The 25,247-nt window shown below is 71.9% G+C and carries 28 protein-coding genes; 12 read left to right on the plus strand and 16 right to left on the minus strand.

Annotated elements, in window-relative coordinates; translation table 11 throughout:
* Positions 1–146: 146 nt before the first annotated feature.
* A complete protein-coding gene (locus ACXJKB_RS01245; protein WP_191196322.1) occupies positions 147–806 on the plus strand; it encodes an O-methyltransferase in 660 nt (219 codons plus the stop codon).
* Positions 807–825: 19 nt separating this feature from the next.
* On the opposite strand, the gene ACXJKB_RS01250 is transcribed toward ACXJKB_RS01245, so the two are convergent.
* The 3 genes from ACXJKB_RS01250 to ACXJKB_RS01260 are packed head-to-tail and all read right to left on the minus strand — an operon-like array spanning position 826 to position 2,887.
* Positions 826–1,164 (minus strand): hypothetical protein, encoded by a 339-nt coding sequence (locus tag ACXJKB_RS01250; RefSeq protein WP_457184682.1) that lies wholly within the window; start codon positions 1,162–1,164, stop codon positions 826–828.
* Positions 1,164–2,717 carry a leucyl aminopeptidase family protein gene (locus tag ACXJKB_RS01255; RefSeq protein WP_457184683.1) on the minus strand — a complete coding sequence of 518 codons (1,554 nt, stop codon included), beginning with the start codon at positions 2,715–2,717 and terminating at the stop codon, positions 1,164–1,166. The genes ACXJKB_RS01250 and ACXJKB_RS01255 overlap by 1 nt, the downstream gene beginning before the upstream one ends.
* A gap of 2 nt (positions 2,718–2,719) precedes the next feature.
* Positions 2,720–2,887, minus strand: a complete 168-nt coding sequence (locus ACXJKB_RS01260; protein ID WP_191196319.1) for a DUF3117 domain-containing protein — start codon at positions 2,885–2,887, stop codon at positions 2,720–2,722.
* A gap of 176 nt (positions 2,888–3,063) precedes the next feature.
* On the opposite strand from ACXJKB_RS01260, the gene ACXJKB_RS01265 reads away from it, so the two are divergent.
* Positions 3,064–3,909 carry an enoyl-CoA hydratase/isomerase family protein gene (locus ACXJKB_RS01265; protein ID WP_457184684.1) on the plus strand — a complete coding sequence of 282 codons (846 nt, stop codon included), beginning with the start codon at positions 3,064–3,066 and terminating at the stop codon, positions 3,907–3,909.
* A 30-nt stretch (positions 3,910–3,939) separates the two neighbouring features.
* Here ACXJKB_RS01265 and ACXJKB_RS01270 read toward each other — a convergent pair whose 3' ends face one another.
* The 7 genes from ACXJKB_RS01270 to ACXJKB_RS01300 all read right to left on the minus strand — a co-directional run bounded on the left by ACXJKB_RS01270 (position 3,940) and on the right by ACXJKB_RS01300 (position 11,943).
* Positions 3,940–4,728 carry a M14 family zinc carboxypeptidase gene (locus ACXJKB_RS01270; protein WP_457184685.1) on the minus strand — a complete coding sequence of 263 codons (789 nt, stop codon included), beginning with the start codon at positions 4,726–4,728 and terminating at the stop codon, positions 3,940–3,942.
* On the minus strand, positions 4,728–5,150 hold the full coding sequence (locus ACXJKB_RS01275; RefSeq protein WP_457184686.1) for a hypothetical protein: 423 nt from the start codon (positions 5,148–5,150) through the stop codon (positions 4,728–4,730). The genes ACXJKB_RS01270 and ACXJKB_RS01275 overlap by 1 nt, the downstream gene beginning before the upstream one ends.
* A gap of 16 nt (positions 5,151–5,166) precedes the next feature.
* Entirely contained in the window at positions 5,167–5,466 is a 300-nt protein-coding gene (locus ACXJKB_RS01280) for a DivIVA domain-containing protein (RefSeq protein ID WP_457184687.1), read from the minus strand.
* Positions 5,463–6,245, minus strand: a complete 783-nt coding sequence (locus ACXJKB_RS01285) for an LOG family protein (RefSeq protein WP_457184688.1) — start codon at positions 6,243–6,245, stop codon at positions 5,463–5,465. Before ACXJKB_RS01285 ends, ACXJKB_RS01280 begins: the two co-directional genes overlap by 4 nt.
* On the minus strand, positions 6,242–7,300 hold the full coding sequence (gene dapE / locus ACXJKB_RS01290; protein WP_457184689.1) for a succinyl-diaminopimelate desuccinylase: 1,059 nt from the start codon (positions 7,298–7,300) through the stop codon (positions 6,242–6,244). Before dapE ends, ACXJKB_RS01285 begins: the two co-directional genes overlap by 4 nt.
* Before the next feature lie 28 nt (positions 7,301–7,328).
* A complete protein-coding gene (ileS, locus tag ACXJKB_RS01295; protein WP_457184690.1) occupies positions 7,329–10,529 on the minus strand; it encodes an isoleucine--tRNA ligase in 3,201 nt (1,066 codons plus the stop codon).
* Positions 10,530–10,908: 379 nt separating this feature from the next.
* Complete coding sequence (locus ACXJKB_RS01300) at positions 10,909–11,943, minus strand: hypothetical protein (RefSeq protein ID WP_457184691.1); 1,035 nt, start codon at positions 11,941–11,943, stop codon at positions 10,909–10,911.
* Between the two features lie 277 nt (positions 11,944–12,220).
* Between ACXJKB_RS01300 and ACXJKB_RS01305 the strand changes: the two genes are divergently transcribed.
* The 7 genes from ACXJKB_RS01305 (at position 12,221) to ACXJKB_RS01335 (ending at position 17,089) form a co-directional block, all read left to right on the plus strand.
* Positions 12,221–12,550 carry a PadR family transcriptional regulator gene (locus ACXJKB_RS01305; protein WP_457184692.1) on the plus strand — a complete coding sequence of 110 codons (330 nt, stop codon included), beginning with the start codon at positions 12,221–12,223 and terminating at the stop codon, positions 12,548–12,550.
* A 1-nt stretch (position 12,551) separates the two neighbouring features.
* Entirely contained in the window at positions 12,552–12,920 is a 369-nt protein-coding gene (locus ACXJKB_RS01310) for a DUF1048 domain-containing protein (protein WP_457184693.1), read from the plus strand.
* Positions 12,917–13,708, plus strand: a complete 792-nt coding sequence (locus tag ACXJKB_RS01315; protein ID WP_457184694.1) for an ABC transporter ATP-binding protein — start codon at positions 12,917–12,919, stop codon at positions 13,706–13,708. The genes ACXJKB_RS01310 and ACXJKB_RS01315 overlap by 4 nt, the downstream gene beginning before the upstream one ends.
* Positions 13,708–14,475, plus strand: coding sequence for an ABC transporter permease (locus ACXJKB_RS01320; RefSeq protein ID WP_457184695.1), 768 nt, complete (start codon positions 13,708–13,710; stop codon positions 14,473–14,475). The genes ACXJKB_RS01315 and ACXJKB_RS01320 overlap by 1 nt, the downstream gene beginning before the upstream one ends.
* A 110-nt stretch (positions 14,476–14,585) precedes the next feature.
* On the plus strand, positions 14,586–15,131 hold the full coding sequence (locus tag ACXJKB_RS01325) for a DinB family protein (protein ID WP_457184696.1): 546 nt from the start codon (positions 14,586–14,588) through the stop codon (positions 15,129–15,131).
* A gap of 43 nt (positions 15,132–15,174) precedes the next feature.
* Positions 15,175–16,113 carry a 2,3,4,5-tetrahydropyridine-2,6-dicarboxylate N-succinyltransferase gene (gene dapD, locus ACXJKB_RS01330; RefSeq protein WP_457184697.1) on the plus strand — a complete coding sequence of 313 codons (939 nt, stop codon included), beginning with the start codon at positions 15,175–15,177 and terminating at the stop codon, positions 16,111–16,113.
* 7 nt (positions 16,114–16,120) lie between these two features.
* Positions 16,121–17,089, plus strand: coding sequence for a hypothetical protein (locus ACXJKB_RS01335; protein WP_457184698.1), 969 nt, complete (start codon positions 16,121–16,123; stop codon positions 17,087–17,089).
* Positions 17,090–17,105: 16 nt separating this feature from the next.
* On the opposite strand, the gene dapC is transcribed toward ACXJKB_RS01335, so the two are convergent.
* Both dapC and fdxA read right to left on the minus strand, forming a co-directional pair.
* Positions 17,106–18,221: a succinyldiaminopimelate transaminase gene (gene dapC / locus ACXJKB_RS01340; RefSeq protein WP_457184699.1), complete on the minus strand. Its 1,116-nt coding sequence runs from the start codon at positions 18,219–18,221 to the stop codon at positions 17,106–17,108.
* Positions 18,218–18,544 carry a ferredoxin gene (gene fdxA / locus ACXJKB_RS01345; RefSeq protein ID WP_056604759.1) on the minus strand — a complete coding sequence of 109 codons (327 nt, stop codon included), beginning with the start codon at positions 18,542–18,544 and terminating at the stop codon, positions 18,218–18,220. The genes dapC and fdxA overlap by 4 nt, the downstream gene beginning before the upstream one ends.
* 78 nt (positions 18,545–18,622) lie before the next feature.
* Here fdxA and ACXJKB_RS01350 point away from each other — a divergent pair, with 78 nt between their 5' ends.
* The 3 genes from ACXJKB_RS01350 to aspS all read left to right on the plus strand — a co-directional run bounded on the left by ACXJKB_RS01350 (position 18,623) and on the right by aspS (position 21,897).
* Positions 18,623–19,549: a GNAT family N-acetyltransferase gene (locus tag ACXJKB_RS01350; protein WP_457184700.1), complete on the plus strand. Its 927-nt coding sequence runs from the start codon at positions 18,623–18,625 to the stop codon at positions 19,547–19,549.
* A gap of 39 nt (positions 19,550–19,588) precedes the next feature.
* Positions 19,589–20,392: a hypothetical protein gene (locus ACXJKB_RS01355; RefSeq protein WP_457184701.1), complete on the plus strand. Its 804-nt coding sequence runs from the start codon at positions 19,589–19,591 to the stop codon at positions 20,390–20,392.
* A 224-nt stretch (positions 20,393–20,616) separates the two neighbouring features.
* Positions 20,617–21,897: an aspartate--tRNA(Asn) ligase gene (aspS, locus tag ACXJKB_RS01360; RefSeq protein ID WP_457184702.1), complete on the plus strand. Its 1,281-nt coding sequence runs from the start codon at positions 20,617–20,619 to the stop codon at positions 21,895–21,897.
* Positions 21,898–21,899: 2 nt separating this feature from the next.
* Here aspS and ACXJKB_RS01365 read toward each other — a convergent pair whose 3' ends face one another.
* From ACXJKB_RS01365 to ACXJKB_RS01380, 4 genes are read right to left on the minus strand one after another with little or no spacing between them, the layout of a single operon-like run.
* The gene (locus ACXJKB_RS01365; RefSeq protein WP_457184703.1) at positions 21,900–23,648 is read right to left on the minus strand and encodes a VanW family protein; all 1,749 of its coding nucleotides are present in this window, start codon (positions 23,646–23,648) and stop codon (positions 21,900–21,902) included.
* Between the two features lie 9 nt (positions 23,649–23,657).
* A complete protein-coding gene (locus ACXJKB_RS01370; RefSeq protein WP_457184704.1) occupies positions 23,658–24,032 on the minus strand; it encodes a hypothetical protein in 375 nt (124 codons plus the stop codon).
* Positions 24,029–24,931: an N-acetyl-1-D-myo-inositol-2-amino-2-deoxy-alpha-D-glucopyranoside deacetylase gene (gene mshB / locus ACXJKB_RS01375; RefSeq protein WP_457184705.1), complete on the minus strand. Its 903-nt coding sequence runs from the start codon at positions 24,929–24,931 to the stop codon at positions 24,029–24,031. The genes ACXJKB_RS01370 and mshB overlap by 4 nt, the downstream gene beginning before the upstream one ends.
* The gene (locus tag ACXJKB_RS01380) at positions 24,928–25,239 is read right to left on the minus strand and encodes a hypothetical protein (RefSeq protein ID WP_457184706.1); all 312 of its coding nucleotides are present in this window, start codon (positions 25,237–25,239) and stop codon (positions 24,928–24,930) included. The genes mshB and ACXJKB_RS01380 overlap by 4 nt, the downstream gene beginning before the upstream one ends.
* Between the last annotated feature and the right edge of the window lie 8 nt (positions 25,240–25,247).

A 25,247-nucleotide genomic window follows, 5' to 3' on the forward strand; every position in this document is an offset into this window, starting at 1 on the left:
GACGCTAGGTATGCCGCCTGAGAGTTCCCTGTGAACCACATGCGGACCGACCAAGAACTTCTGGCCGGGTCACCGCCTCCAACGACCGAGGCGGTCCGTGTGTTCCCGGCCACGTCCGGCGGTTGCTGCGCGATAGAGTCGCCCGCGTGCCGAACAACACCGCGCCGATCAAGCCCGCGAGCTGGACCTACGCCGAGACGTTCGTGGCCGAGGACGAGCTCCTGGCCGCCGCCCGCAGCCGCGCCGAGGAGGTGGGGGTGGCCCCCGTCGGACCCGGCGTCGGCGCCGCCCTGCGCTTCCTCGCCTCCGTGCTCGACGCGCGCGCGGTCGTCGAGATCGGCACCGGCACGGGCGTGTCCGGGCTCTGGCTGCTGCGCGGCATGCGCGCCGACGGCGTGCTGACGACCGTCGACATCGAGGCCGAGCACCAGCGCCTCGCCAAGGAGACGTTCACCGAGGCCGGGATCCCCGGCAACCGCGCCCGCACCATCGCCGGGGCCGGGCTCGACGTGCTGCCCCGCCTCACCGACGGCCACTACGACCTGGTCTTCTGCGACGGCGACAAGCGCGAGTACGCCGCCTACCTCAAGGAGGCGCTGCGACTGCTGCGCCCCGGCGGCGTCGTGGCGTTCGACAACGCGCTCTGGCACGACCGGGTCGCTGACCCCGCCCAGCGCGACGAGGAGACCGTCACCATCCGCGACCTCGGCCGGACGATCCTCGAGCACGAGGCGCTCGTGCCGGTGCTGCTGCCCGTCGGCGACGGCCTGCTCGCCGCGAAGAAGGAGTGGGCCCCCGAGGCCTGACCCGCGCGGCTGGTCGAGGCTAGAGGCGCGGGGCGGCCGTGAAGCCGTCCCAGCCCTCGGCGATCGCGACGACGTCGCACGCCTCGATGAGGATCGGCGGGCTCCCGATGATCCGGGTGCCGGGCGCGTCGTCGGCACCCTCGGTGAAGGTGCGCTGGAAGTCCTCGCGCGCCTGGCTGGTGGCGAAGACGTAGCAGCCCTCGAACCACTCCCCCGGCACCTGGCGCCAGGTCTTGAAGCGCAGCCCGGCCATCCCGGTGAACCGGGCGTGCGAGGTCTCGGCGACGTAGGACGCGAGCTGTTCCTCGACCCCCTCCGGCGCGTCGGCGAGCGACCAGCGGACGGTGAGACCGAGCATCAGACGATCCCGGCCAGCGGGTCGTCGGAGCCGAGCCAGCTCAGCAGCAGGCGCGGACCCCAGCCGCTCGGGCCGGCGGTCCACTCATAGCGGTCGGTCGGCGACTCCGCGGCGGAGGCGAAGTCGATGTGGGCCCACGGCACGTCGCCCGCGAAGTGCTGGAGGAAGAGCGCGGCGGTGATCGCGCCGGCGCCTCCTGCGGCGTTGTCGCCGTCGGCGATGCCGGAGGCCACCTTGTCCTCGTAGTCGGCGACGAGCGGCATCCGCCAGGTGTTCTCGCCCGACGCGGCCGAGGCCGCCCGCACCTGGTCGGCCAGGCCCTCGTGGTTGGCGAAGTAGCCGCCGGTCCACTGGCCGAGCGACACCTTCATCGCACCGGTGAGGGTGGCGATGTCGACGAGGGCGGCCGGCGCGATCTCGCTGACGGCGTACGCCATCGCGTCGGCCAGCACGAGGCGGCCCTCGGCGTCGGTGTTGTTGACCTCGGAGGTGCGACCTCCGAAGTGGGTGATCACGTCGCCGGGGCGCATCGCCGCGCCACTGATGGCGTTCTCCGCGGCCGGCACCAGGCCGACCACGCGGATCGGGCAGTCGACGTCGCGGAGCGCAGCCATCGTGGCGATGACGGCACCGCCGCCGCTCATGTCGCGCTTCATCGTCAGCATGCCCTCGCTGGGCTTGATGTCGAGGCCGCCGGTGTCGAAGGTGATGCCCTTGCCGACGAGGACCACCGTGGGCATGCGCTTGGTGGCCCCGCGGGGGGTGTAGTCCATGCGGATCAGCCGGGGCTCGTTGACGGAGGCGCCGCCGACGGCGCGGATGCCGCCGAAGCCCTCGGCCTCGAGCCGTGCGTCGTCCCAGACCTGCACCTCGAGGCCGGCGTGCTCGCCGACCTCGACGGCCTGCTCGGCCAGCCAGGCCGGGGTCTTCAGGTTCGCCGGGACGGTCGCCAGGGTGCGGGAGCGCCAGCCGGCGCCGCCGTGCGCGATCGCCCGGGCGAGCTCGTCGTCGGCGCCGTCGCCGTCCACGCCCGCGAGGACGATCCGGGAGACCGGTCGTTCCTTGGGCCCGTTGGAGCGCCAGTGGAAGGCGAACGAGCCGAGCATCGCCCCGACGACGAAGGCACCGAGGCCCTCGTCGGGCGCGATCGACGCGAGCGACGTCACGACGTTGCCGCGGTCCTTGGTGGCCCGGGCCAGCGCAGCGCCGGCACGACGGAGGTCGGTCGTGGTGGCCTCGCCGACACCGATGAGCAGCACGAGGCCCGGCCCCTCGGAAGCCCCGTCGGACGTGTCTCCGGTGGCGCGACCGGCGACCGGGACCGTGGTCAGCTCGCCGGTGCGACCGGTGGCCCGCGACGCCTCGAGCGCGGCGAGGAGGTCGACGCCGAGGGCGTCACCGGCCTCGTCGGCACCCGGGCCGAGGAGCGGCCCGTCCTCATCGGGGAGGACCGGGAACGCCCAGACCTCCGCGCCGCCAATCTGGTGCGGCAGCGCGGGGCTCAGTGCGAACTCGGGCGGCGAGACCTGGGGCGGCAGTGCGGTGCTGGGCACGATCAGCCGACGACGTCCTTGAGGGCGTCACCGAGTGCCGAGGCCTCCTCGGCGTTGAGCTCCACCACCAGCCGTCCACCGCCCTCGAGCGGGACGCGCATGACGATGCCGCGTCCTTCCTTGGTGACCTCGAGCGGTCCGTCGCCCGTGCGGGGCTTCATGGCGGCCATCGGCGCACCTCTTCCTGTTCAGCCATCACTGGATGTGGCTCATCACATGCGAATCGAGGCGGCTGAGTCGTTCGGCCACCTCGATCGGCGTCGTACGACGTCCATTATCCCCCATGACCCGCGTGATCGGCACCACAGGGCGGTAACACACCAACTTGGTCAGGCAGACTGCGGCCATGACGACCTCCGAACCCGACCGCGCCGCCGGACCCAGCGCGGGCGACAGCACCGGCACCGCCCCCGTCCTGCTCCACGTGGAGGACGGCGTCGCGACGATCACGCTCAACCGTCCCGAGGCGATGAACGGCCTCGACGTGGCCACCAAGGACCTGCTGCGCGACACCGTCCACCGGGTCGCCGAGGACCCGGATGTGCGGTGCGTCGTGCTCACCGGCAGCGGCCGCGCCTTCTGCGTCGGGCAGGACCTCAAGGAGCACCTCGCCGGGCTGAAGGGCGAGGCCGACATCCCGTTGTCGGAGACCGTCGAGAAGCACTACAACCCGATCGTGCTGGCCCTCGCGACGATGCCCAAGCCCGTCATCGCGGCGGTCAACGGCGTCGCGGCCGGCGCCGGGGCCAGCCTGGCCTTCGCCGCCGACTTCCGGGTCGTCGTCGACTCGGCCGGCTTCAACACCTCCTTCGCCGGCGTCGCGCTCTCCTGCGACACCGGGTCGAGCTGGACGCTGCCCCGCCTCGTGGGCCGCGCCAAGGCGATGGAGCTGCTCTACTTCCCGCGCACCGTGTCGGCCCAGGAGGCCCTCGAGCTGGGGCTGGCCACGCAGGTGGTCACCGCGGAGGAGCTCCCGCAGGCCGTGGGCCAGCTCGCCGCGCGGTTGGCGTCGGGCCCGACGGTGGCGTTCGGCTCGATGCGGCAGGCAGTGGCGTACGCATCCGCGCACCCGCTCGAGGAGTCACTGGCGTTCGAGGCCGACAAGATGGCGCTGACCGGCGGCACCGAGGACCACCTCGCCGCGGTCGACGCGTTCATGGCCAAGGAGAAGCCGGCCTTCCACGGTCGCTGAGCCACGGTCGCTGAGCCACGGTCGGTGCGTTCAGCCGCGGCCCGCCCGGTGGGCGCCGATCACGCCGAGCAGCTGCCGGGGCGCCTGGACGGTCATCCGGTGCCGTGAGGGCCGGCCGCCGTACTCGACGGTGAGCGCCGACCCGCGGAAGCGGTGGTTGAACCACATCGTCATGGTGCCGTGGCACAGCCCGCCGCAGTCGAGGGCGGTGCGGGGCAGCCGCAGGGCACGCGCCAGGCGCCGGGCGAAGCCGGCGTCCTTGGTGTCGGTGTCGACGCCGTGCAGCGGCTGGTGGAAGCTGATCACCCGGCGCGGGTCGACCTCCTCGAGGAAGGCCATGACCGCCCGCGTCTCCGGCTCGCTCGCCGGGCGGGGGCCGGACTCGTAGTTGCCGTCGAGGTCCTTCCACAGGTGCGGGAAGTTGCGGTTGAGGTCGATGCCGCGGGCGTTGCGGCGGGTCCCCCGGGCCAGCCCGTCGGGGTTGTAGGTCGGGATGACCCACAGGTCGATGCCCCGCACCGGTCGCCCGTCGCGCAGGGTCTCGAGGATCCGGCGGGTGTGCGGCTCGTTGCCGTGCATCGTCGACACCAGCACCATGCGTCGCTTGCCCGGCTCACCGAGCCGCCACGCACGGATCGGTCGTCCCTTGACGGAGTGGCCGATCGTGCGGACCTCGACGACGGCGGGGCGGTCGACGGGCGTGGCCGCGTCGACCGCGGCGGCGGCCGGTGCGGGCGCGGGCTGGGTGAGCCCCGCGGCGGTGAGGGCCGCGACCGCCAGCACGGCGGCGTACGCCGACCGGGCGCGGAGCGCAGGCATCACACGGCCGCGGTGAGGTAGGCGTAGGTGAAGACGAGGACGCCGACCACCATGCCGAGGTGCGCCAGCAGGGACAGGCCGGGCCCGTCGCTCCACGAGTCGCCGGAGGCCTCGGGCGCGTGGYGTCCCTTGGCGGGCAGCCAGCGCGCGAGGATCAGCAGCCCGCAGATGGCGGTGAGCCACCAGCAGGCGATCGCGAGGATGCCGACGAGCGGTCCACCGAGCAGGGAGTCCTCCGGTGCGATGAGCACGCCCAGCCACAGGACGAGGGCGACGATGCCGGCCACGAAGTGCGTGAGGGGCACGCGGCTGCTGATGGAGAAGCGGCCCGCCGCTGCGGCTCCGCTCAGGCGGAGCCGGGTCAGCACGATCGCCACGGCAGCGAGGGCCGTGAGGATCCAGACGACGATCGGGAACGACATGACGCGGCAGTCTGCCCTAGACGCCCGGCGCCTCGCCAGACGAGGCGTCGGGCCCGGGCTCGTCGCGGTGCCGCTCCTCCATCTCGGACGCCAGCCGGGCGAGGACCTCGTCGACGTCGGACATCCGGTAGCCGCGGAACGCGAGCGGGAACCGCACCGTGCGCAGGTCCTGCGCCGCGATCGGTCGGTCGTCGGGCAGCGCGAGGTCGGGTCGGTCGTCGTACGCCGGGGCCATCGAGCCGCCGCGGCCGGAGGCCACCATCGCGACGCCACCCATGGCCAGGACGACGAGGACGGCGAAGAACCACATCATCATTCGGGCCGCTCCGGCTCGGGGTCGGGCCAGCGGCCCTCACGTGCGGCCACCATCAGCGACACCGCCTCGTCGACGTCGTCGGTCAGCACCATCATGTCGAGGTCGGCGGCGTTGATCTTGCCCTCGGCCAGCACCGTCGCCCGCAGCCAGTCGACCAGGCCGGCCCAGTAGCTCGTGCCGATGAGCACGATGGGGAACGACGTCACCTTGCGCGTCTGCACCAGCGTCAGCGCCTCGAAGAGCTCGTCGAGGGTGCCGAGGCCGCCGGGCAGGACCACGAAGCCCTGGGAGTACTTGACGAACATCGTCTTGCGGGCGAAGAAGTAGCGGAAGTTGATGCCCTTGTCGACCCACTGGTTGAGCCCGGACTCGAAGGGCAGCTCGATGCCGAGGCCGATGCTCGCGCCGCCGGCCTCGCAGGCGCCCTTGTTGGCCGCCTCCATCGCCCCGGGACCGCCGCCGGTGATGACGGCGAAGCCGGCGTCGACGAGCTTGCGGCCGACCTCCTCGCCGATCGCGTAGGAGGGGTGGTCGACCGACGTGCGCGCGGAGCCGAAGACCGCGATGGCCGGACCGGTCTCGGCGAGCGCGCCGAAGCCCTCGACGAACTCCGCCTGGATCCGCAGGACGCGCCACGGGTCGGTGTGGACCCAGTCGGTCAGGCCACGGGAGTCGAGGAGACGCTGGTCGGTGGTGCTGCCCTCGTGCACCTGGCCGCGACGCTCGATGACGGGACCCGTCACGCGGTCGGCCTGCCGGTCGTTGCGTGAGGTGTTCATGCCAGCCACTCCTTGAGGATCCGCTCGCAGCGCTCGATGTGCTCGGTGGGGACGTGCTCGTCCTGCTTGTGGGCGAACATCGGGTCGCCGGGGCCGAAGTTCACCGCCGGGACGCCGAGCCTGGTGAACTGGGCGACGTCGGTCCAGCCGAACTTCGGGGCGACCTCGCCGCCGACCGCCTCGACGAACGCCTTGGCCGCCGGCCGGTCCAGGCCCGGCATCGCGCCGGCGGCCAGGTCGGTCACCGTGACGTCGTAGCCCTCGAAGAAGTCGCGCACGAACGCCTCGGCGTCCGCCTCGCTGCGGTCGGGGGCGAAGCGGAAGTTGACCTCGACGACGCACTCGTCGGGGATCACGTTGCCGGCGACACCACCCCGGATGCCGGTCGCGTTCAGGCCCTCGTGGAAGGCGAGGCCGTCGATCTCCGGCTGCCGCGCGACGTAGTCGTTGAGCCGGCCGAGCACGGGACCTGCGAGGTGGATGGCGTTGACGCCCTTCCAGCTGCGCGCGCTGTGCGAGCGCTCGCCCGTGGTGCGGACGTCGACGCGCATCGTGCCCTGGCAGCCCGCCTCGATCGCGGCGTTGCTCGGCTCCATGAGGATCGCGAAGTCGGCCTGCAGCAGGTCGGGGTCGCTCTCGGTCAGCTTGCGCAGGCCGTTGTGGACCGAGTCGACCTCCTCGGCCTCGTAGAAGATGAAGGTCAGGTCGCGGTTGGGCGAGGTCACGTCTGCGGCGAGCTTGAGCATCACCGCGTCGCCGCCCTTCATGTCGCAGCTGCCGAGACCGTGCAGGACGCCGTCCTCGAGGCGGGAGGGCAGGTTGTCGTTGAGCGGGACGGTGTCGAGGTGTCCCGCGATCACCACTCGCTCCCCCAGGCCGAGCTCGGTGCGCGCGACGACGGTGTGGCCGCGCCGGGTCACGGTGAGGTGCGGCAGTGAGGTCAGGGCCGTCTCGACGGCGTTGGCGATCTCCTGCTCCTCGTGGCTGACGGAGAAGATGTCGACGAGCTGCTGGGTCAGGGAGACGACGTCGGCGGACAGGTCGAGGTGGGCCATGCCCTGATTCAACCAGCCGCGCCGCGCGTCAGGCCCGTGCCACCTCGACGGCGACCTCAGCGGCGTCGACGTACGACACCGCGGTGGCCAGCGTCTCGTCCGCGATCAGGGCCTCGTGGGTCCGGGCCGCGGCCAGGGTGGCCTCGGGACCGGTGATCGTCAAGCTGATCCGGTCGCTCACCTGCAGGCCGGCGTCCTTGCGGGCCTGCTGGACCGCGCGGACCAGGTCGCGGGCGGCGCCCTCGGCCTCGAGCTCGGGCGTGACGGCGGTGTCGAGGACGACGAAGCCGCCGCGCGGCAGCATGCCGAGCGCGGAGTCCTCGTCCGACGACCCGGCCACGGTCTCGAGGGCGTACTCCCCCTCGACGAGCGCGAGCCCACCGGCGGTCACGGTCCCGTCGTCGGCGACCGACCAGTCACCGGACTTCGAGCCCTTGATCGCCAGCTGGACGTCCTTGCCGAGGCGCGGACCGGCCGCGCGGGCGTTGACCGTCAGCCGCTGCGAGACGCCGTACGACTCCGCCTCGGGCGCGTCGACCGCGAGGACCTGGACGGCCTTCAGGTTCAGCTCGTCGGCGACCAGCTGCTCGAAGCCGTCGAGGTCGGCGTCGGTGACGACGGTCAGGCGCGCCAGCGGGAGGCGGTTGCGGAGGTTGGCGGCCTTGCGCAGCGCCGAGCCCGCCGAGCAGATGTCGCGGACGGTGTCCATCGACGCGACCAGCGACTCGTCGGCAGGCAGGTCGTCGGCGGACGGCCAGTCGGTCAGGTGGACCGAGCGCTCGCCGGTGAGGCCGCGCCAGACCTCCTCGGTGGTCAGCGGCATCAGCGGCGCGGTGGCGCGGCAGACGACCTCGAGCACCGTGTGGAGGGTGTCGAACGCGTCGGCGTCCTCGTCCCAGAAGCGCTCGCGGGAGCGTCGGATGTACCAGTTGGTCAGCACGTCGAGGAAGCTGCGCGTCGAGTCGCACGCCGCCGCCACCTCGTAGTTGTCGAGCTGGTCGGTCATCGCGGCGACGTAGTCACGCAGCTTGGCCAGGATGTAGCGGTCCATCGGGTGCGCGCTGTCGGTGCGCCACGTCGCGTCGTAGCCCTCGCCGCCCTTGGCCGCGTTGGCGTACAGGCTGAAGAAGGACCAGCTGTTCCACAGCGGGATCAGCACCTGCCGCACCGAGTCGCGGATGCCCTGCTCGGTGACGACGAGGTTGCCGCCGCGCAGGATCGGGCTCGACATGAGGAACCAGCGCATCGCGTCGGCACCGTCGCGGTCGAAGACCTCGCGCACGTCGGGGTAGTTGCGCAGCGACTTCGACATCTTCTGGCCGTCGTTGCCGAGCACGATGCCGTGGCTGAGGCACGTCGAGAACGCCGGCCGGTCGAAGATCGCGCCGGCCAGGACGTGCATCGTGTAGAACCAGCCGCGGGTCTGGCCGATGTACTCGACGATGAAGTCGCCCGGGAAGTGGTTGTCGAACCAGTCCTTGTTCTCGAACGGGTAGTGCACCTGCGCGAAGGACATCGAGCCCGAGTCGAACCACACGTCGAGGACGTCGGTGACGCGGCGCATGGTGGACTTCCCGGTCGGGTCGTCGGGGTTCGGCCGCGTCAGCTCGTCGACGAACGGGCGGTGCAGGTCGGGGTTGCCGTCCTTGTCGCGCGGCAGCGTGCCGAAGTCGCGCTCGATCTCCTCGAAGGAGCCGTAGACGTCGACGCGCGGATGGTGCTCGTCGTCGGACTTCCACACCGGCACCGGGCTGCCCCAGAAGCGGTTGCGGGTGATCGACCAGTCGCGGGCGTTCTCCAGCCACTTGCCGAACTGGCCGTCCTTGATGTGCTCGGGCACCCAGCGGATGTCCTGGTTGAGCGCCATCAGGCGCTCCTTGACCTTGGTCACCTCGACGAACCACGACGAGACGCCCTTGTAGATCAGCGGCTGCCGGCAGCGCCAGCAGTGCGGGTAGGAGTGGTCGTACGTCTCGCGCCGCACCAGGACCGTGCCGGGCGTGACCGAGCCGCCCTGCTCGCCCTTCGTGACCGCCTTGAGGTGGTCGATGATGTGGAGGTTGGCGTCGAAGACCTGCATGCCCTCGTAGTCGGTGACCGGGAACGTGAAGCGCCCGTCCTTGCCGACCGGCATGACCGCCTCGATGCCCTCACGGTCGGTGACGACCTTGTCGTCCTCACCGAAGGCGCCGGCGGTGTGCACCAGCCCGGTGCCGTCCGTGGTCGTGACGAACTCGGCGGGCACGAGGCGGAAGGCGCGCTCGTGGCCGGCGTAGTAGCTGAACGGCGGGGCGTACTCCAGGCCGACGAGGTCGGCGCCCTTGCCGCGCCAGGTCACGGTGGGCTCGTCGCCCAGCTCGCGGGCGTACGACGCCACGCGGGCCTCAGCGAGGAGGTAGCGCTCGGCGCTGCCGGTCGGTCCGTCCGACTCGACGACGACGTAGTCGATGTCCTCGCCGACCATCACCGCGAGGTTGGACGGCAGGGTCCACGGCGTCGTCGTCCAGACGAGCACCTTGACGCCCGTGAACGGGCCGTCGGTCGTGACGTCGTAGCCGACGGTGACGGCCGGGTCCTGCCGCATCTGGTAGACGTCGTCGTCCATGCGCAGCTCGTGGTTGGACAGCGGCGTCTCGTCCTGCCAGCAGTAGGGCAGCACGCGGAAGCCCTCGTAGACCAGGCCCTTCTCGTGCAGCTGCTTGAAGGCCCAGATGACCGACTCCATGAACTCCGGGTTCATGGTGCGGTAGTCGTTGTCGAAGTCGACCCAGCGCGCCTGGCGGGTGACGTAGTCGCGCCACTCGCCGGTGTACTTCAGGACCGACTGGCGGCAGGCCTCGTTGAACTTCTCGATGCCCAGCTCGACGATCTCGTCGGTGGTCTTGATGCCGTTGAGCCGCATCGCCTCGAGCTCGGCGGGCAGGCCGTGGGTGTCCCAGCCGAAGCGGCGCTCGACCTTGTGGCCGCGCATCGTCTGGTAGCGCGGGATGAGGTCCTTGACGTAGCCGGTGAGCAGGTGGCCGTAGTGCGGAAGGCCGTTGGCGAACGGCGGGCCGTCGTAGAAGACGAACTCGTTGCTGCCGTCGGCGCCGGCGTCGCGCTGCTCGACGCTCGCCCGGAAGGTGTCGTCGGACTCCCAGTACGCCAGCACCGCTTCCTCGATGTCAGGGAAGCGCGGGCTGCTGGCGACGGTCGTGGCGCCTGTGTGCGAGACCTTGGGGTAGGCCATCTGGGGTGCTCCTCGCGGTGCGTCGTACGTCTCGGTCTGATGACACGAGGACGACAGGGCTGCCGCGGTACCACCTCGCTTGCCGCCAACCTCTGGCGACCGCTTCGTTCCGGCTGTGTCGGGCCGCACCCGCCGGGTTCTAGTGAGGTGGCAGCCGGCTCGCCGCACCCGTTCTTCCCGAGGCTCGCCGCTGATGACGGCTCAGACGCCTGCCCCGATCGTACGGCTCGGGCTCGGGCGCCCGCCAATCGGATTCCCGACGCGGGAGGTAGTCCAGTGGCAAACGGTCGTCCGGACGGCCCACGGACAGCCATTTCTCACTGGACTACCCCGGCACGGCGGCCAGCGCGCTCGCTCCGCAGCACGCCGAGACCCTGGCTCAGGCGCTCCTTCGATAGCGCAGGAAGCGCGCCTTCTCCGCCTCGGTCAGCGAGCGCCGGAGGTCGACGGCGTGCGTCGGCGTCCACCACGAGGGCGCCGCCACGGTCCAGGAGCCAGCGCCTCCCCGGTCGGCGCGGTCCACCGCGGAGCGCAGCCGGGACGTGAACCTGCCGAGGTCGTGCCAGTCCGTCGCCAGCATGGTCACCGGCTCGAGGCCGACGTCGCGATAAGCGGTCTCCTTGTCCAGGTCTGCGGAGACGCCGGCAAGGCTCAGGTGGACCGCGCCGTTGTAGAGGCCGAGCACACCGAGCTCGGGACAGATGAGGTCCGGCGTGCCCACGTGCCGACCGTCCGCGGTGAACACCGGGATGTTGCACCACGGACGCGGCAGGCCGGCCCGCTTGGTCCACGCGCCGCGCATCCTCGTCTCCTGGGGCGACCAGGAGTTCTCGTCCGCCTCCACGAGGGCGTCACGTGCCTGCTGGATGCCGGTCACCGGGCCGACCTCAGCGACGTACGAGCCGACCTCGGCAACACTCACCAGGTCGCTGTAGCAGCCCATGTCGAGGGCGACCACCGCGTCCCCCAGCCGCGCGGCGTACCGCATCTCGAACACCACGGACCGCACGGCGGCGGTCACCGGCACGCCGTCGACCACGACGCCCTCGTCCGGGTGCAGGAACTCCTGGCTGACCGCGATCCCCCGCTGACGCGACAGATGACGCCTGGCCACCACGGTCACGTCCCGCTGGGCGACACCGCCGAGCGTCCCGTCGAACCAGGGACAGCCCAGCCACTGGAGGGCCGCCCACCCGGTGACGGCCTCGTCCTCGCTCAGCAGGGCCGCTGCCTCGACGATCCGCTGCTGCGCCGTGACCTCGACCCGAGACGGCACGACGAGTCCGTGGCTGGTCGTACGCCACCGCGGCCCGCGTGACTGCCCACGCGTCGGACCGACCGTGCCACGGGGGTCCACCCGCACGGGCGCCACCAGCTCGGGGCGGCGCTCGTGGAACGGAGGTGGGATGAACACCTCGAGGACCTGCCCGCCAGCGGAGCGGCGTACCGGCTTTCCACAGGCAGAAGTCGAGTCACCGCCGCCCCGGCTCCGCGGTAGTCCAGTGACAAACGGTCGTCCAGACGCCCTAGGGACAGCCATATCTCACTGGACTACCGCCACGAGGTCGGTAGTCAGTGTTGCCAAGTACCGGTAGTCTGTGTCACTGTGTACTGGTACTCAGCAACACTGAATACCAGTGACACCGACTACCGGCGGAACTGGACGACCACACCGAGAGGAGGGCGACGACATGGGCAGCAAGCAGCTGACCGAGATGCTCAAGGGCACCCTCGAGGGGATCGTGCTCGCGATCCTGGCGACCCGGCCGGCCTACGGCTACGAGATCACCGCCCGGCTCCGCGACCAGGGCTTCACCGACATCGTCGAGGGCACGGTCTACGCCGTCCTCGTGCGCGTCGAGCAGCGCGGGCTCGTCGACGTCGAGAAGGTCCCGTCGGAGAAGGGGCCACCACGCAAGGTCTACGCGCTCAACGCCGAGGGCCGCGCAGTCCTCGCCGAGTTCTGGAGGAACTGGGAGTTCCTCGCCGCACGCATCCACACACTTCACGAGGAGAGCTGACATGGCCGCCAAGTGGCTCGAGGCGATCACCGGATCGCTGGAGCAGAAGAAGCAGTACAAGCAGGCGAAGGCGCGGCTGGAGTCGCTGCCGGAGCCCTACGCAGCGGCTGGCGAGGCCGTCAACCGCTACCTGATGCACTTCGGCGGGGTCGTCGAGGGCGACGTCATCGTCCGGATGTTCGTCGACCTCGCCGACCTCTGGGAGCGGGCAGCCGTCGACGGCACGCCCGTCCACGACATCGTCGGGGACGACCCCGTCGCGTTCGCCGAGAACTACGCCGAGGCCTACGGCGGCAAGCGCTGGATCGACAAGGAGCGCGCCCGCCTGGTCCAGGCCTTCGACGACCTCGAGAAGCGGGACCGGTCATGAGCACCGCGACCCTCGCCCCGGCGATCCGGGTGCAGGGCGTCGAGAAGGCCTACGGCGACCTGGCCGTGCTCCGTGGGGTCGACCTCGACGTCGCCCCCGGCAGCATCCTCGCCCTGCTCGGGTCCAACGGCGCCGGCAAGACCACGTTGGTGAAGATCCTCGCCACCCTGGTCCGGGCAGACGCCGGGACCGCCGAGGTCCACGGGTACGACGTCGTCGACGAGGACCGCGACGTCCGCGAGTCCATCAGCCTCACCGGCCAGTTCGCCGCCGTCGACGAGGTGCTGACCGGGCGGGAGAACCTCGTCCTCGTCGCCCGGCTCCGGCACGTGCCCGAGCCCGGCGCCGTCGCCGACCGCCTGCTCGAGCGCTTCGACCTCGTCGAGGCCGGCGGCCGCCGCGCGGGGACGTACTCCGGAGGCATGCGCCGTCGACTCGACATCGCGATGAGCCTGATCGGTGACCCGCCGGTCGTGTTCCTCGACGAGCCGACCACCGGGCTCGACCCGCAGGCGCGGATCGAGGTGTGGAACACGGTCCGCCGGCTCGCCGAGGCCGGCACCACCGTCCTCCTGACCACCCAGTACCTCGACGAGGCCGAGACCCTTGCCGACCGCATCGCGATCCTCCACGGGGGTCGCATCATCCAGGACGGCACGCTGGACGAGCTCAAGCGGCTGCTGCCGCCGGCGCGCGTCGAGTACGTCGAGAAGCAACCAAGCCTCGAAGAGGTCTTCCTCGCCCTCGTCGGCGAGCAGGTCCCGACCGCGGCAGGAGAGGAGTCCTGATGTCTGCCACCCACGCCGTCGCCGACACCGCCGTCCTCACCGGCAGGTCCCTGCGACACATCCTCCGCAGCCCCGACACGATCATCACCACGGCCGTCACCCCGATCGCCATGATGCTGCTGTTCGTCTACGTCCTGGGCGGAGCGATCGAGACCGGCTCGGACGAGCCCTACGTGACCTACCTGCTGCCGGGCATCCTGCTGATGACCATCGCCTCGGGCGTCGCCTACACGTCGTACCGCCTCTTCCTCGACCTCCAGGGCGGCATCGTCGAGCGCTTCCAGTCGATGCCGATCGGCCGGTCCGCGGTGCTGTGGGGCCACGTGCTGACCTCGCTGGTGGCCAACGCCGTCTCCCTCGCCATCGTCGTGGCGGTCGCGCTGGTGATGGGCTTCCGGTCGGGCGCGGGCGTCCTGGCCTGGCTGGGCGCGGCGGGCATCCTGCTGCTCTTCACCGTGGCCCTCACCTGGCTGGCGGTCGTCGCCGGTCTGTCGGCGAAGACCGTGGACGGCGCGAGCGCGTTCAGCTACCCGCTGATCTTCCTGCCGTTCATCAGCTCGGCGTTCGTCCCGACCGACTCGATGCCGGGCCCGGTGGCGTGGTTCGCCGAGAACCAGCCCGTCACCTCGATCGTCAACGCGGTCCGGGCCCTCCTCGACGGACATCCGGCTGGATGGGACCTGTGGGTCGCCCTCGCCTGGTGCCTCGGCCTGCTCGTGGTGGCGTACGCCTGGGCGGTCGCGACGTACCGCAGGCGCCTGCGCTGACCGAGCTCGTCGGGCGGACCCGTGCCGGGAGGCGGGGTCCGCCGTGAGCGTGCGCGCGGCGGCCGACAATCCACTTGGTCCGTCCGACGGACATGCGGTTGGCTGCTGCCATGGCGAACCCCGGATACGACGGCATGTGGCTCCCGACCGACCAGGACCCGCGGATGCAGATGGGGCCGACGCGCGGAGAGCGCGAGTGCCTCATCGGCTACCTCGAGCACTACCGGCAGACGCTCGCGCTCAAGTGCGACGGCCTGACCGCCGAGCAGTTGGCGACCAGGGCGGTGCCGCCGTCGAACATCTCCCTGCTCGGCCTGGTGCGGCACATGGCGCGCGTCGAGCAGAGCTGGTTCCGCCGGGTGATCGAGGCACGGATGGACATCCCGCGGCTGTTCCAGGACGAGGCCGACGACGCGGGCTTCACCTTCCCCGACGCGGATGACGACCTCGTCCGCGCCAGCCACGCTCTCTGGCAGTCGGAGATCGCCTACGCGCGCGAGGTACTCGAGCGCACCGACCTCGACGCCGTCGTCGACGTGCACGGCGAGCCCAGCGAGGTGCGAGACATCGTGGTGCACATGATCGAGGAGTACGCCCGCCACTGCGGGCACGCCGACCTCGTCCGCGAGTGCATCGACGGCCGCGCCGGCCAGTAGCCCGCCACCCGGGCGGGTGGGCCCGCCTCCGTAGGCTGTGCGCGTGACTGCTGCCTCCGGCTACGGCCTGCTGACCCTGCACGGCGACACGGTGCTCGACGCCTGGTTCCCCTCCCCCGTCCTCGGCGCGACCGAGGGCGACCCGTCGGAGGAGCTGGCCCAGCTCGACGGCGGCGAGGACGACTTCCGAGGCGTCACGCGCGTGGTCCGCCTCGTGGAGATCGCCGACCTGGACGCGGCTCCGTCGAGCACCGAGGACGTGTGGCTGCGGCTGCACCTGCTGTCCCACCGCCTCGTGAAGCCGCACGGCGTGAACCTCGACGGCGTCTTCGGCCTGCTCGCCAACGTCGTGTGGACCTCCGCCGGGCCGTGCGCGGTCGAGGGCTTCGAGCAGGTGCGCGCCAAGCTGCGCACGGTCGTGCCCGGGCACGTGGTGCAGGTCTTCGGCGTCGACAAGTTCCCGCGGATGACCGACTACGTCCTGCCCACCGGCGTCCGCATCGCCGACGCCGACCGGGTCCGCCTCGGCGCCCACCTGGCCGAGGGCACCACGGTGATGCACGAGGGGTTCGTGAACTTCAACGCCGGCACGCTCGGCGCGTCGATGGTCGAGGGCCGGATCTCGGCGGGCGTCGTCGTGGGCGACGGCTCCGACGTCGGAGGCGGCTCGTCGATCATGGGCACCCTGTCCGGCGGTGGCAAGGAGACCATCTCGGTCGGCGAGCGCTGCCTGATCGGCGCCAACGCCGGCATCGGCATCTCCCTCGGCGACGACTGCGTCGTGGAGGCCGGCTGCTACGTCACCGCGGGCACCAAGGTGACCGTCAGAGACATGGACGGCAAGCCTGCGATCGTGAAGGCGGCCACCCTCTCGGGCGTCGACAACATCCTCTTCCGCCGCAACTCGGTCAGCGGCGCCATCGAGGCGGTGCCGTGGAAGGGCGACGGGATCGCCCTCAACGCGGCGCTGCACGCCAACTAGGGCCTCCGTGCCGTCCCTCCGCACGGCCGCCATCGGCGCGGTGGTCGCGCTCGGGGCCGTCGCGACCGCCGTGGTCCTCGTGGACCGCGGTGCCGTGCCGCCCCTCCTCGACAGCAGCGGCTGCACCGCCGAGGTCGACGGCCACACCGTCGAGGTCGACCTCGAGCAGGCCGAGAACGCCGCCCTCATCACGGCCGTCGCCCTCGAGCGTGGCATGCCCGCCCGGGCGGCCAGCATCGCGCTCGCGACGGCGTACCAGGAGTCGAAGCTCTACAACATCGACTACGGCGACCGGGACTCCGTCGGCCTGTTCCAGCAGCGGCCCTCCCAGGGCTGGGGCAGCGTCGCGCAGCTGACCGACCCCGTCTACGCGACCAACGCCTTCTACGACGCGCTGCAGAAGGTCGACGGCTACGACAGCATGGAGATCACCGTCGCCGCGCAGGAGGTGCAGCGCTCGGGCTACCCCGACGCCTACGCCGACCACGAGAAGGACGGCCGCGCGCTCGCCTCCGCGCTGACCGGCAACTCGCGCGCCGCCCTGTGGTGCGACGTCCCGGGCGACGCCGACGAGGCGGACGACGCGATCGACGAGACCGGCCTGGTGTCGCGCGCCGCCGTCGTACGCCGTGACCTGGAGACGCGCTTCGGCGCGCTGTCGCTCGGCGGGTTCGAGCCCGGCGGCGTGTCGAGCGGCCACATGGAGGGCTCGGCCCACTACGAGGGCCGCGCGATCGATGTGTTCTTCCGACCGATCACGGACGAGAACAAGAAGCGCGGCTGGGCGATGGCGTCCTACCTCGTCGCCAACGCCGACCGGCTCGACATCAAGACCGTGATCTTCGACGACCGCATCTGGCGCGCCGGCTCGTGGTCGGGTGACGGGTGGGGCAACTACCGCGTGCCCTCGTCGTCACGCGGCGACCGGGCGATCCTGGAGCACCGCGACCACGTGCACGTCGACGTCTTCGACTGAAGGGCTCGCCCCAGTCTCAGCCGGCCAGGCGACGGGCGGCGGCGGCGACCCGCTCGTCGGTCGCGGTGAAGGCGACGCGCACGTGCTGGCGTCCCGTCGGGCCGTAGAACTCACCCGGCGCCACGAGGATCCCCTGCTCGGCGAGCGCGGCCACGGTCTGCCAGCAGTCCTCGCCCCGGGTCGCCCAGAGGTAGAGGGAGGCCTCGGAGTGGTCGATGCGGAAGCCGGCGGCCTCGAGCGCATCCTTCAGCAGCAGGCGACGGGCGGCGTACGTCGCGCGCTGCACGTCGACGTGGGCGTCGTCGTCGAGGGCGGCGATCATCGCGCGCTGCTGCGGGCCGGGCATCTGGAGGCCGAGGTTCTTGCGAACCGCGAGCAGCTCTCCGACCAGCGCCGGGTCGCCGGCCACGAAGGCGCAGCGGTAGCCGGCGAGGTTGGACCGCTTGGAGAGGGAGTGGACGGCGAGGATGCCGTCGAGCGAGCCGCCGTTGACCTGCGGGTCGAGGATCGACAGCGGCCGCTCGGCGGGGTCGTCGGACCAGGCGCACTCGATGTAGCACTCGTCGGAGACGAGCACCGTGCCGCGCTCGCGGCACCAGTCGACCACCTTGCGGAGGTGGGCCAGCGGCAGCACCCGACCCGTCGGGTTGGCAGGGCTGTTGAGCCACAGGAGGCGCGGCGTGCGGGGACCGAACGCCGTCAGCGAGTCGGTGGCCAGGCTGTCGGCACCGGCCAGCGCCGCGCCGACCTCGTAGGTCGGGTAGGCCAGCGCCGGGTAGCCGATCAGGTCACCCGGACCGATGCCGAGGTGGAGCGCCATCGACCCGATGAGCTCCTTGGAGCCCGTCACCGGCAGCACGCCGTCGAGGCCGAGACCGGTCACGCCGTGGCGGCGGGCCAGCCAGTCGATCGCCGCCTGGCGCGTCGCCTCAAGCCCGATCGTCGTGGGGTAGCCCGGGGAGTCCGACGCCGCCCGCAGCGCGTCCTGGACGACGTCGGGCGTGGGGTCGACGGGGGTGCCGACCGAGAGGTCGCAGACCCCGTCGGGGTGGGCGCGCGCCGTCTCGGCGTACGTCGTCAGCTTGTCCCAGGGGAAGTCCGGGAGCCGGCGGGAGACCGGCTGGGACGTCACTCGTCGTGCTCCTGCGGGGGCAGCGCGGCGACGAGCTCGTGGTCCTTGTCGATGACGCCCATCTTGGCGGCGCCACCGGGCGAGCCGAGGTCGTCGAAGAAGTGGACGTTGGCGTCGTAGTAGCCCTTCCACTCCTCCGGGGTGTCGTCCTCGTAGAAGATCGCCTCGACCGGGCAGACCGGCTCGCAGGCGCCACAGTCGACGCACTCGTCGGGGTGGATGTAGAGCATCCGCTTGCCCTCGTAGATGCAGTCGACGGGGCACTCGTCGACGCACGCGCGGTCCTTGAGGTCGACGCACGGCTGGGCGATGACGTAGGTCACCAGGTCCTCCTGAAAGGCGGATGTGATCGGGGTGGTTCGGATCGGGTCTTGCAGTCCCTCCACTCTAGTATCCGGCGGGTGCCGGACACGTCAGAACCCCATGCCAGCGAGACGACCGGGCGCCATGCGCTCGGCCCCCACGTGGTGGGCCAGCGCGTCGTCGTACGCCACCTGCTGCCCGACGGCCGGGCGACCGACGTCCTCGGCACCTGTACGTCGTGGGGCCCGGACTCGCTCACCATCGACCGGGACGGCCCGCCGGGGCAGGCCGGACCCGTCGTGATCGCCCTCGCCGACGTGGTGACCGGCAAGCCCGTGCCGCCGCGGGCCTCCGTGCGGTCGCGGGTGTCGCCGCAGGAGGTGGAGGAGCACGTCTCGGCGCTGTGGGACTCGGTCACCACCGAACCGCTGGGCCACTGGCTGCTGCGGGCCTCTCCCCCGCACGGCGGCCGGCTGCGGCGCCGCGGCAACTCGGCGCTCGCGATGCACGAGCCTGGCATCGGGTGGGCCGACGCTGCCTTCGGCGTACGCCGTTTCTACGAGGCGCTGGAGCAGACGCCGCTCGTGCAGGTGCAGCGAGGGTCGGGCGTCGAGCAGACCCTGGCCCCTCTGGGCTTCGCGCCGATGGGCGACGGCGACGCGCACGCCCAGCTGGCGTCCGTGGCCCGCGCCCTGCGCTCGGTGCGGGCGGCTGCCCCCGACGTCCCCGCCACCCTCGACGAGCAGCCCGGCTCGGCCATGGCCTCACTGGCCTCAGGCGCCGCGACCGGGCGCGGGGTGCTGTCCGGCGACTGGCTGCTCGTCGAGTCGGTGGTCGTCGACGCCGCCGAGCGGCGCCGCGGCCTGGCCACCGCCGTCCTGGCGGAGCTCCTCGACTGGGGCGCCTCGCTGGGCGCGACCACCGCGCTGCTGCACGTGGAGACCGACAACGAGGGCGCGATCGCGCTCTACGAGCGGCACGGCTTCGTGACCCACCACACCAACCGCTACCTCGTCGGCTCGTAGCGGAACTTCCTGTCACCCGACGTCCTGTTGGATGGCTCGGTGACCACCGCGCAGCGCACCACCGCACCCGCACCGACCGGAGCCGACCGCGGCCGCCAGGTCGGCGTCACGATCGCCGAGGTGTTCTGCATCGTCGGCACGCTCGTCGGCGTCGGCGTGATCGGCACCCGTGTCGCGGAGAGCTCGGGCGGCGCGCTCTCCGCCGACGCCACCCTGCTCGCCCCGCTCGGTCCGGCCTTCTCGATCTGGTCGGTGGTGTACGCCGGCCTCGCCGCCTACACGCTCTGGCAGTGGCTCCCCGCCTCGAGCACCGACCCGCGCGCCCGCAGCACCGGGTGGCTCGCTGCCGCGTCCATGGTGCTGAACGCCGGCTGGCTGCTGGTCACCCAGCAGGGCTGGCTGTGGGCGAGCGTCGTGGTGATCCTGGCCCTCGTCGCCGTCCTCGGCGTGCTCGTCCAGCGCCTGGCCGACCTCGGCCCCGCGCCCTCCCTCGTGCAACGCGTCGTGGTCGACGGCACCTTCGGCCTCTACCTGGGCTGGGTCGCGGTGGCGACGTGCGCCAACATCACCGCCACCCTCGTGGCGGAGGGTGTCGAGACCTCGACCCTGGTGGGCGAGCTGGTCGCAGCCCTCGTCATCGCCGTCGTCGTCGTGGTCGCGGGGGTCGTCGTGGCTCGCACCGGGCCGCGGTGGAGCGTCGCCGCGGCTGCGGCCTGGGGCCTGGCCTGGATCGCCGTCGGCCGGCTCACCGACGAGCCGGCCTCCACCCTGGTGGGTGTCGTCGCGGCCGTCGCGGCCGTGGCCGTGCTCGGGCTGACCGCCCGGGCCGCCGTCCGGGACTGACGACCGGAAAACCGGTCGCAGCGGGCCCGAGCCCCGACCTAGGGTCGTCCCGACGACCGCGGGGCCTGACAAACCCCCTGCACACCGGCGGAGCAGCGGGCGTCCGCGCGTCCGGCGTCACCGACGAGAGGCCGGCACCCCTCCGGGGCCGCCGGCGAAGGTGTGGTGGCACCGCGACCGAGCCCTCCGCCCACACCTCCCGGGCCCCACACCCAGGAGGAACCATGACCACCCCACCGAGAACACTCTGCTCCCACCTGTCGGCCGCCACGCCCGGCACCGCCGTCACGCTCGAGGGGTGGGTGCACCGCCGGCGCGAGCTGGCGCGCATCACCTTCGTGGTCGTGCGCGACCGCAGCGGTCTGGCCCAGGTCGTCCTGCCCGCCGGCACCCCGGTGCCACCGGAGGAGACGACCGTCCGGGTCACCGGCACGGCGACCGCGAACGAGCAGGCACCCGGCGGCACGGAGGTCACCGACGCCGCCCTCGAGCCGCTCACCGAGCCGGCCGAGACCTCCCCGGCCGAGCTCTGGCGCCCCTCGCTCGACGTCTCCCTCCCCACGCTGCTCGACCACGCCCCGGTCCTGTGGCGCCACCCGGCCCAGCGTGCTCGCTGGCAGCTCGCGGCCGCGTCGCTGCGCGGCTTCCGCTCCACGCTCGACGAACTCGGGTTCACGGAGGTCGCCACTCCCAAGGTGGTGGGTACGGCGACCGAGTCGGGGGCGAACGTGTTCCCGGTCGACTGGTTCGGGCGGGCGGCGTACCTCGCCCAGAGCCCCCAGTTCTACAAGCAGCAGCTGGTCGGCGTGTTCGAGCGGGTCTACGAGGTCGGCCCGGTGTTCCGCGCCGAGCCGCACGACACCGTCCGGCACCTCGCGGAGTACCGCTCGCTCGACGTCGAGCTCGGCTTCATCCGCGACCACCGCGAGGTGCTGGCGGTGCTCCGCGACGTGCTCGCCGGCATGGTCGCGGCGGCAGCGTCAGAGGAGGCGTCGGTCGCCAGCGCGGGCGCGTCGCTGCCGGTGGTGCCCGACGAGATCCCGGTCATCCACTTCGCCGACGCGCTCGCGCTCGTCGGGGCACCGGCCGATGAGCCGGACCTGGCACCGGAGCACGAGCGGGCCCTCGGTGCCTGGGCGCTCGCGGAGCACGGCAGCGACTTCCTCGCCGTCGAGGGCTACCCGATGGCCAAGCGGCCGTTCTACACGCACCCGCAGCCGGACGACTCGCGCTGGTCGAACTCCTTCGACCTGCTCTTCCGCGGCCTGGAGCTGGTCACGGGGGGCCAGCGGCTGCACCGGGCGTCGGACTACGAGCGCGCGATCCGCGCTCGCGGCGAGGACCCTGGGGCGTACGCCGCCTACCTGCAGGCGTTCCGGCACGGGATGCCGCCGCACGGCGGGTTCGCCATCGGTCTCGAGCGGTGGGTCGCCCGGCTCGTCCGGGCGGCCAACATCCGCGAGGTCACGCTCTTCCCGCGCGACCTGAACCGGCTGGTGCCGTAGGCCTACTCGTCGACCGCGTCGGGGTTGGTGCAGATCACCGTGTCGCTGGGGGTGTAGGTCGTGCTGAAGACCTCGTCGTCACGCGTCTCGGTGTTCTCACCGACGGGCTGGAAGTAGCGCACCACGTCGATGTCGAAGCCGCCGAAACCCTCGTTCTCGTGGCAGGTCAGCGAGTCGATGCGGCGGGTCTTGTGCGGCGTGAGGTTGTGGCGCTCGCCCGTGGTGGTGGTGATGTCCCAGTACTTCGTGGAGTACATGGTGACGGTCACCGCACCGGAGGACGACGGAGTCGAGTTGGTGAACGAGGTGTCGATCAGCACGCCGTAGGGGGTGTCGTTGCGGAACTGCAGGTCGACGGCGCCCCACGCGACGGTCGCCTCGCGACCAATCGGGTAGCGGTCGATGTAGAACGAGTGCGGCTTGTGCTCGACGTCCTCGAGCCCGGCGAAGAACATGCCGTTGAACAGGGTGGTGGCCATCTGCGAGACGCCGCCGCCGAGGTCCTGCACGAGGATGCCGTCGTTGATGACGTAGCCCTTGGTGAAGCCGTTGGCCTCGGTGCGCTCGCCCACGGTGTCGTTGAGGGAGAAGGTCTCGCCGGGCTTCAGCAGCGTGCCGTCGATGAGCGCCGCGGCACGACCGATGTTGACATTGCGGTACTCCGCGTAGGGGAAGTAGGTCGTGAAGGTCGAGACCCGCTCGCGGACCCGCAGTGCGCGGGCCTCCTTGGTGGTGAAGTCGGGCTTGGCCACCGTGGCGGTGAGGGCCAGGGTCCGCTCGCCCTGCGGCTTGGCGACGGCGCCGAGGAAGCCTGCCTCGAGCTCGGCGGAGTCGAAGGTGACGCCCGGCTTGGCCGGGACGACCTGCGGTCGGCCGCCGACCAGCGTGACGGTGGCGTCGACCGGCGCGCCCTGCGTGATGCGGGCGCCGACGACCTCGTTGAGCTTCGCCGGGTCGAGGGTCGGCACCAGCTCGCCGTTCGTCGGGACCAGGGTGAGGGCGGCCGTGTAGTCGGCCGGGAACACCTTGACGTTCGAACCCTCGAACGTCAGCGTCACGGGCGCTGCGACCGCCGGGGATGCGAAGCCGTCGAGGGCCTCCTGGACGTCGGAGCCGTCGATGTCGGGCTGCACCTCGGCCATCTCGAGAGCGACGACGTCGGGGTCCTCGTCGAGGAACGCCCCCTGCAGCGCGGTCAGGGTGTCGCTGGGGTCGAGCGCCTTGCCCGTGCGGGCGTCGGTGGTCTTGATCTGCTCGCCGTCGAAGGCGACGGCCCCGTCACGAGCCGTGGCGCCGTACTGCTCGTCGGCACCGGTGAGGAACGCGTTGTAGGTGGGCTCGTCGACCTCGACCTCGGCGTCGAAGGCCTCCCCGCCGGTGAAGTAGTTCCAGAGCCGGACCGGGTCCCAGCTCTCCTCGCCCCCGGCCTCGGCGACCGAGGACTGGTAGTCGACCGAGAGCCCGGCCCGGGCGGGGTCGACGGCCACCGGCTCGCCGTCGACGGTCGTCGCGATGTCGCGCGCGACCCGGTCGGCTAGCCCGGCCTGCAGCCGCTCGGCGGCCTCGTCCTGGGGGTGCCCGCCGATGCGGACGCCGGCGACGGTCGTGTTGCGCGGGACCTTGTCGCCGGCGACGTAGTGCGCGGCGACGTAGGTCCCGCCGAACAGCACCACGAGCCCGAGGAGCAGCCACAGCACGACTTTGGCGCCCGCCTTCTCGCGGGGCTGCGCACTGGTCTGGTTCTTCGGCACGCGGCGAGTCTAGGAGGGCAGACCACGAACTCCCGGATCGTCGGCGCGCCCCGGACGACTCTCCCCGGGCGTACGACGTCCCGCGCCGGCGGTCGCCACGGCAGCCACCAGGAGCACTGCGGAGCCGGCCAGGAACGACCACCCGGCCGCGTCCCCGCTGATCAGGAAGCCGCCGCCCGGACGCTCCAGCGCGCCGCGCAGGACCGGCACGCACCAGCCCACCGCGAACGCCAGCCGCACGCCTCCCGCGGGCAGCCAGGCGAGCGTGGCCAGCGCGGCGGCGAGGGCCAGGGCGAGGCCCCACCAGCGCTGGTGGACGAGCGTGCCCGCGGCACCGGACACGAGCCCGACCACGAGGGCCGCCAGCCCGTAGGCCGCCCTCACAGTCCCGCGAACAGGTCCTCCTCGAACCCGTCCGCTCCGGCCGCGCCGGCGGTGCCCCGCGCCAGGCGGTAGTACTCCTCCGCCCACCACGAGTGGCCGCTCTCGGACCCGGAGAAGAAGTGGCCGTCCTGCTCGACCTGGGTCGCGTGCTTGGCGAGGGCATCCATCTTCCGCTGGACCGTCTCCCGCCCGTCGACGCGCGCGCTGATCAGCTCGTCGGGCGTGACGAACGGCGGCAGCTTGCCGTCGGGCTCCATGCCCTTGAAGGTCTCGGTGTCGCCGGACTCGCGGAGCTCGCGGAGGCTCCCGCGCATCCGCGACTCGCTCATCGCGGTCCAGTAGATCTTGGCGATGTCGTGCGGCTCGCCGAGCTCGAGCCGGTAGGACGGGACGGCCGCCAGCTGGGCGGCGTACATCGCGACGCGGTGGGCCTGGATGTGGTCGGGGTGGCCGTAGCCGCCGAACTGGTCGTAGGTGACGAGCACCTGCGGCCGCACCTCGCGGATCACCTTCACCAGCTCGTCGGCCGCCTCGGTGAGGTCGGCGTTCCAGAAGGCGTTGTCGGGGATCTCCTGGGCGGGGATCGCGTGCCCCTCCTCGTGCCACGCCATGCCCGAGTCGTGGAAGCGGCCGAAGCCGCCGAGGAAGCGGTGGTCGGTGACCCCGATGACCTTCATCGCCTCGTCCAGCTCGCCGCGGCGGTGCTCCCCGAGCCCGCCCTTCTCCTCGTAGGCGAGGTAGGAGAGCTCGGGCACCAGCACCTCGCCCATCTCGCCGGCGGTGCAGGTCACGAGGGTGACGCTGACACCCTCGTCGACGTAGCGCGCCATGGTGGCGCCGTTGTTGATGCACTCGTCGTCGGGGTGGGCGTGGACGAGCAGCATGCGGTGGTCGGTCATGAGTCAGAGCCTAGATCGGGCCGCTTGATCCTTCGGGGCGCGGTCGGGAGGTGCAGCGGTGGGGGCGCCGGCAGCCCGGCGCCGCCGGCCTCGTCCGGGCCCTCCTCCTCGTCGAGCCAGCCGTCGTGGGTGTCGACGAGGACCTCGAGCATGAACGCCGGGGCGTCGCTCACCACCGCCCACGGGTGGTCCTCGTCGTCGTCCTCCCCCGCCAGTCGCTCGCGCGCCACGTCGGCCTCGAAGCCGTCGGCGCGGAGCCGGGCCACGACGGCCCGTGCATCGTCCTCGTCGAAGAAGATCGCCCTCACGGGGGTCA

This window comes from Nocardioides sp. P5_E3 (assembly GCF_054049275.1).

Bases quoted from the DNA above. Each gene is read 5' to 3' on its own strand.
- ACXJKB_RS01250 (WP_457184682.1), bottom strand. From the start codon at position 1,164: ATGCTCGGTCTCACCGTCCGCTGGTCGCTCGCCGACGCGCCGGAGGGG.
- ACXJKB_RS01260 (WP_191196319.1), bottom strand. From the start codon at position 2,887: ATGGCCGCCATGAAGCCCCGCACGGGCGACGGACCGCTCGAGGTCACC.
- ACXJKB_RS01265 (WP_457184684.1), top strand. From the start codon at position 3,064: ATGACGACCTCCGAACCCGACCGCGCCGCCGGACCCAGCGCGGGCGAC.
- ACXJKB_RS01270 (WP_457184685.1), bottom strand. From the start codon at position 4,728: ATGCCTGCGCTCCGCGCCCGGTCGGCGTACGCCGCCGTGCTGGCGGTC.
- ACXJKB_RS01280 (WP_457184687.1), bottom strand. From the start codon at position 5,466: ATGATGATGTGGTTCTTCGCCGTCCTCGTCGTCCTGGCCATGGGTGGC.
- ACXJKB_RS01285 (WP_457184688.1), bottom strand. From the start codon at position 6,245: ATGAACACCTCACGCAACGACCGGCAGGCCGACCGCGTGACGGGTCCC.
- dapE (WP_457184689.1), bottom strand. From the start codon at position 7,300: ATGGCCCACCTCGACCTGTCCGCCGACGTCGTCTCCCTGACCCAGCAG.
- ileS (WP_457184690.1), bottom strand. From the start codon at position 10,529: ATGGCCTACCCCAAGGTCTCGCACACAGGCGCCACGACCGTCGCCAGC.
- ACXJKB_RS01305 (WP_457184692.1), top strand. From the start codon at position 12,221: ATGGGCAGCAAGCAGCTGACCGAGATGCTCAAGGGCACCCTCGAGGGG.
- ACXJKB_RS01310 (WP_457184693.1), top strand. From the start codon at position 12,552: ATGGCCGCCAAGTGGCTCGAGGCGATCACCGGATCGCTGGAGCAGAAG.
- ACXJKB_RS01315 (WP_457184694.1), top strand. From the start codon at position 12,917: ATGAGCACCGCGACCCTCGCCCCGGCGATCCGGGTGCAGGGCGTCGAG.
- ACXJKB_RS01320 (WP_457184695.1), top strand. From the start codon at position 13,708: ATGTCTGCCACCCACGCCGTCGCCGACACCGCCGTCCTCACCGGCAGG.
- ACXJKB_RS01325 (WP_457184696.1), top strand. From the start codon at position 14,586: ATGGCGAACCCCGGATACGACGGCATGTGGCTCCCGACCGACCAGGAC.
- aspS (WP_457184702.1), top strand. From the start codon at position 20,617: ATGACCACCCCACCGAGAACACTCTGCTCCCACCTGTCGGCCGCCACG.
- mshB (WP_457184705.1), bottom strand. From the start codon at position 24,931: ATGACCGACCACCGCATGCTGCTCGTCCACGCCCACCCCGACGACGAG.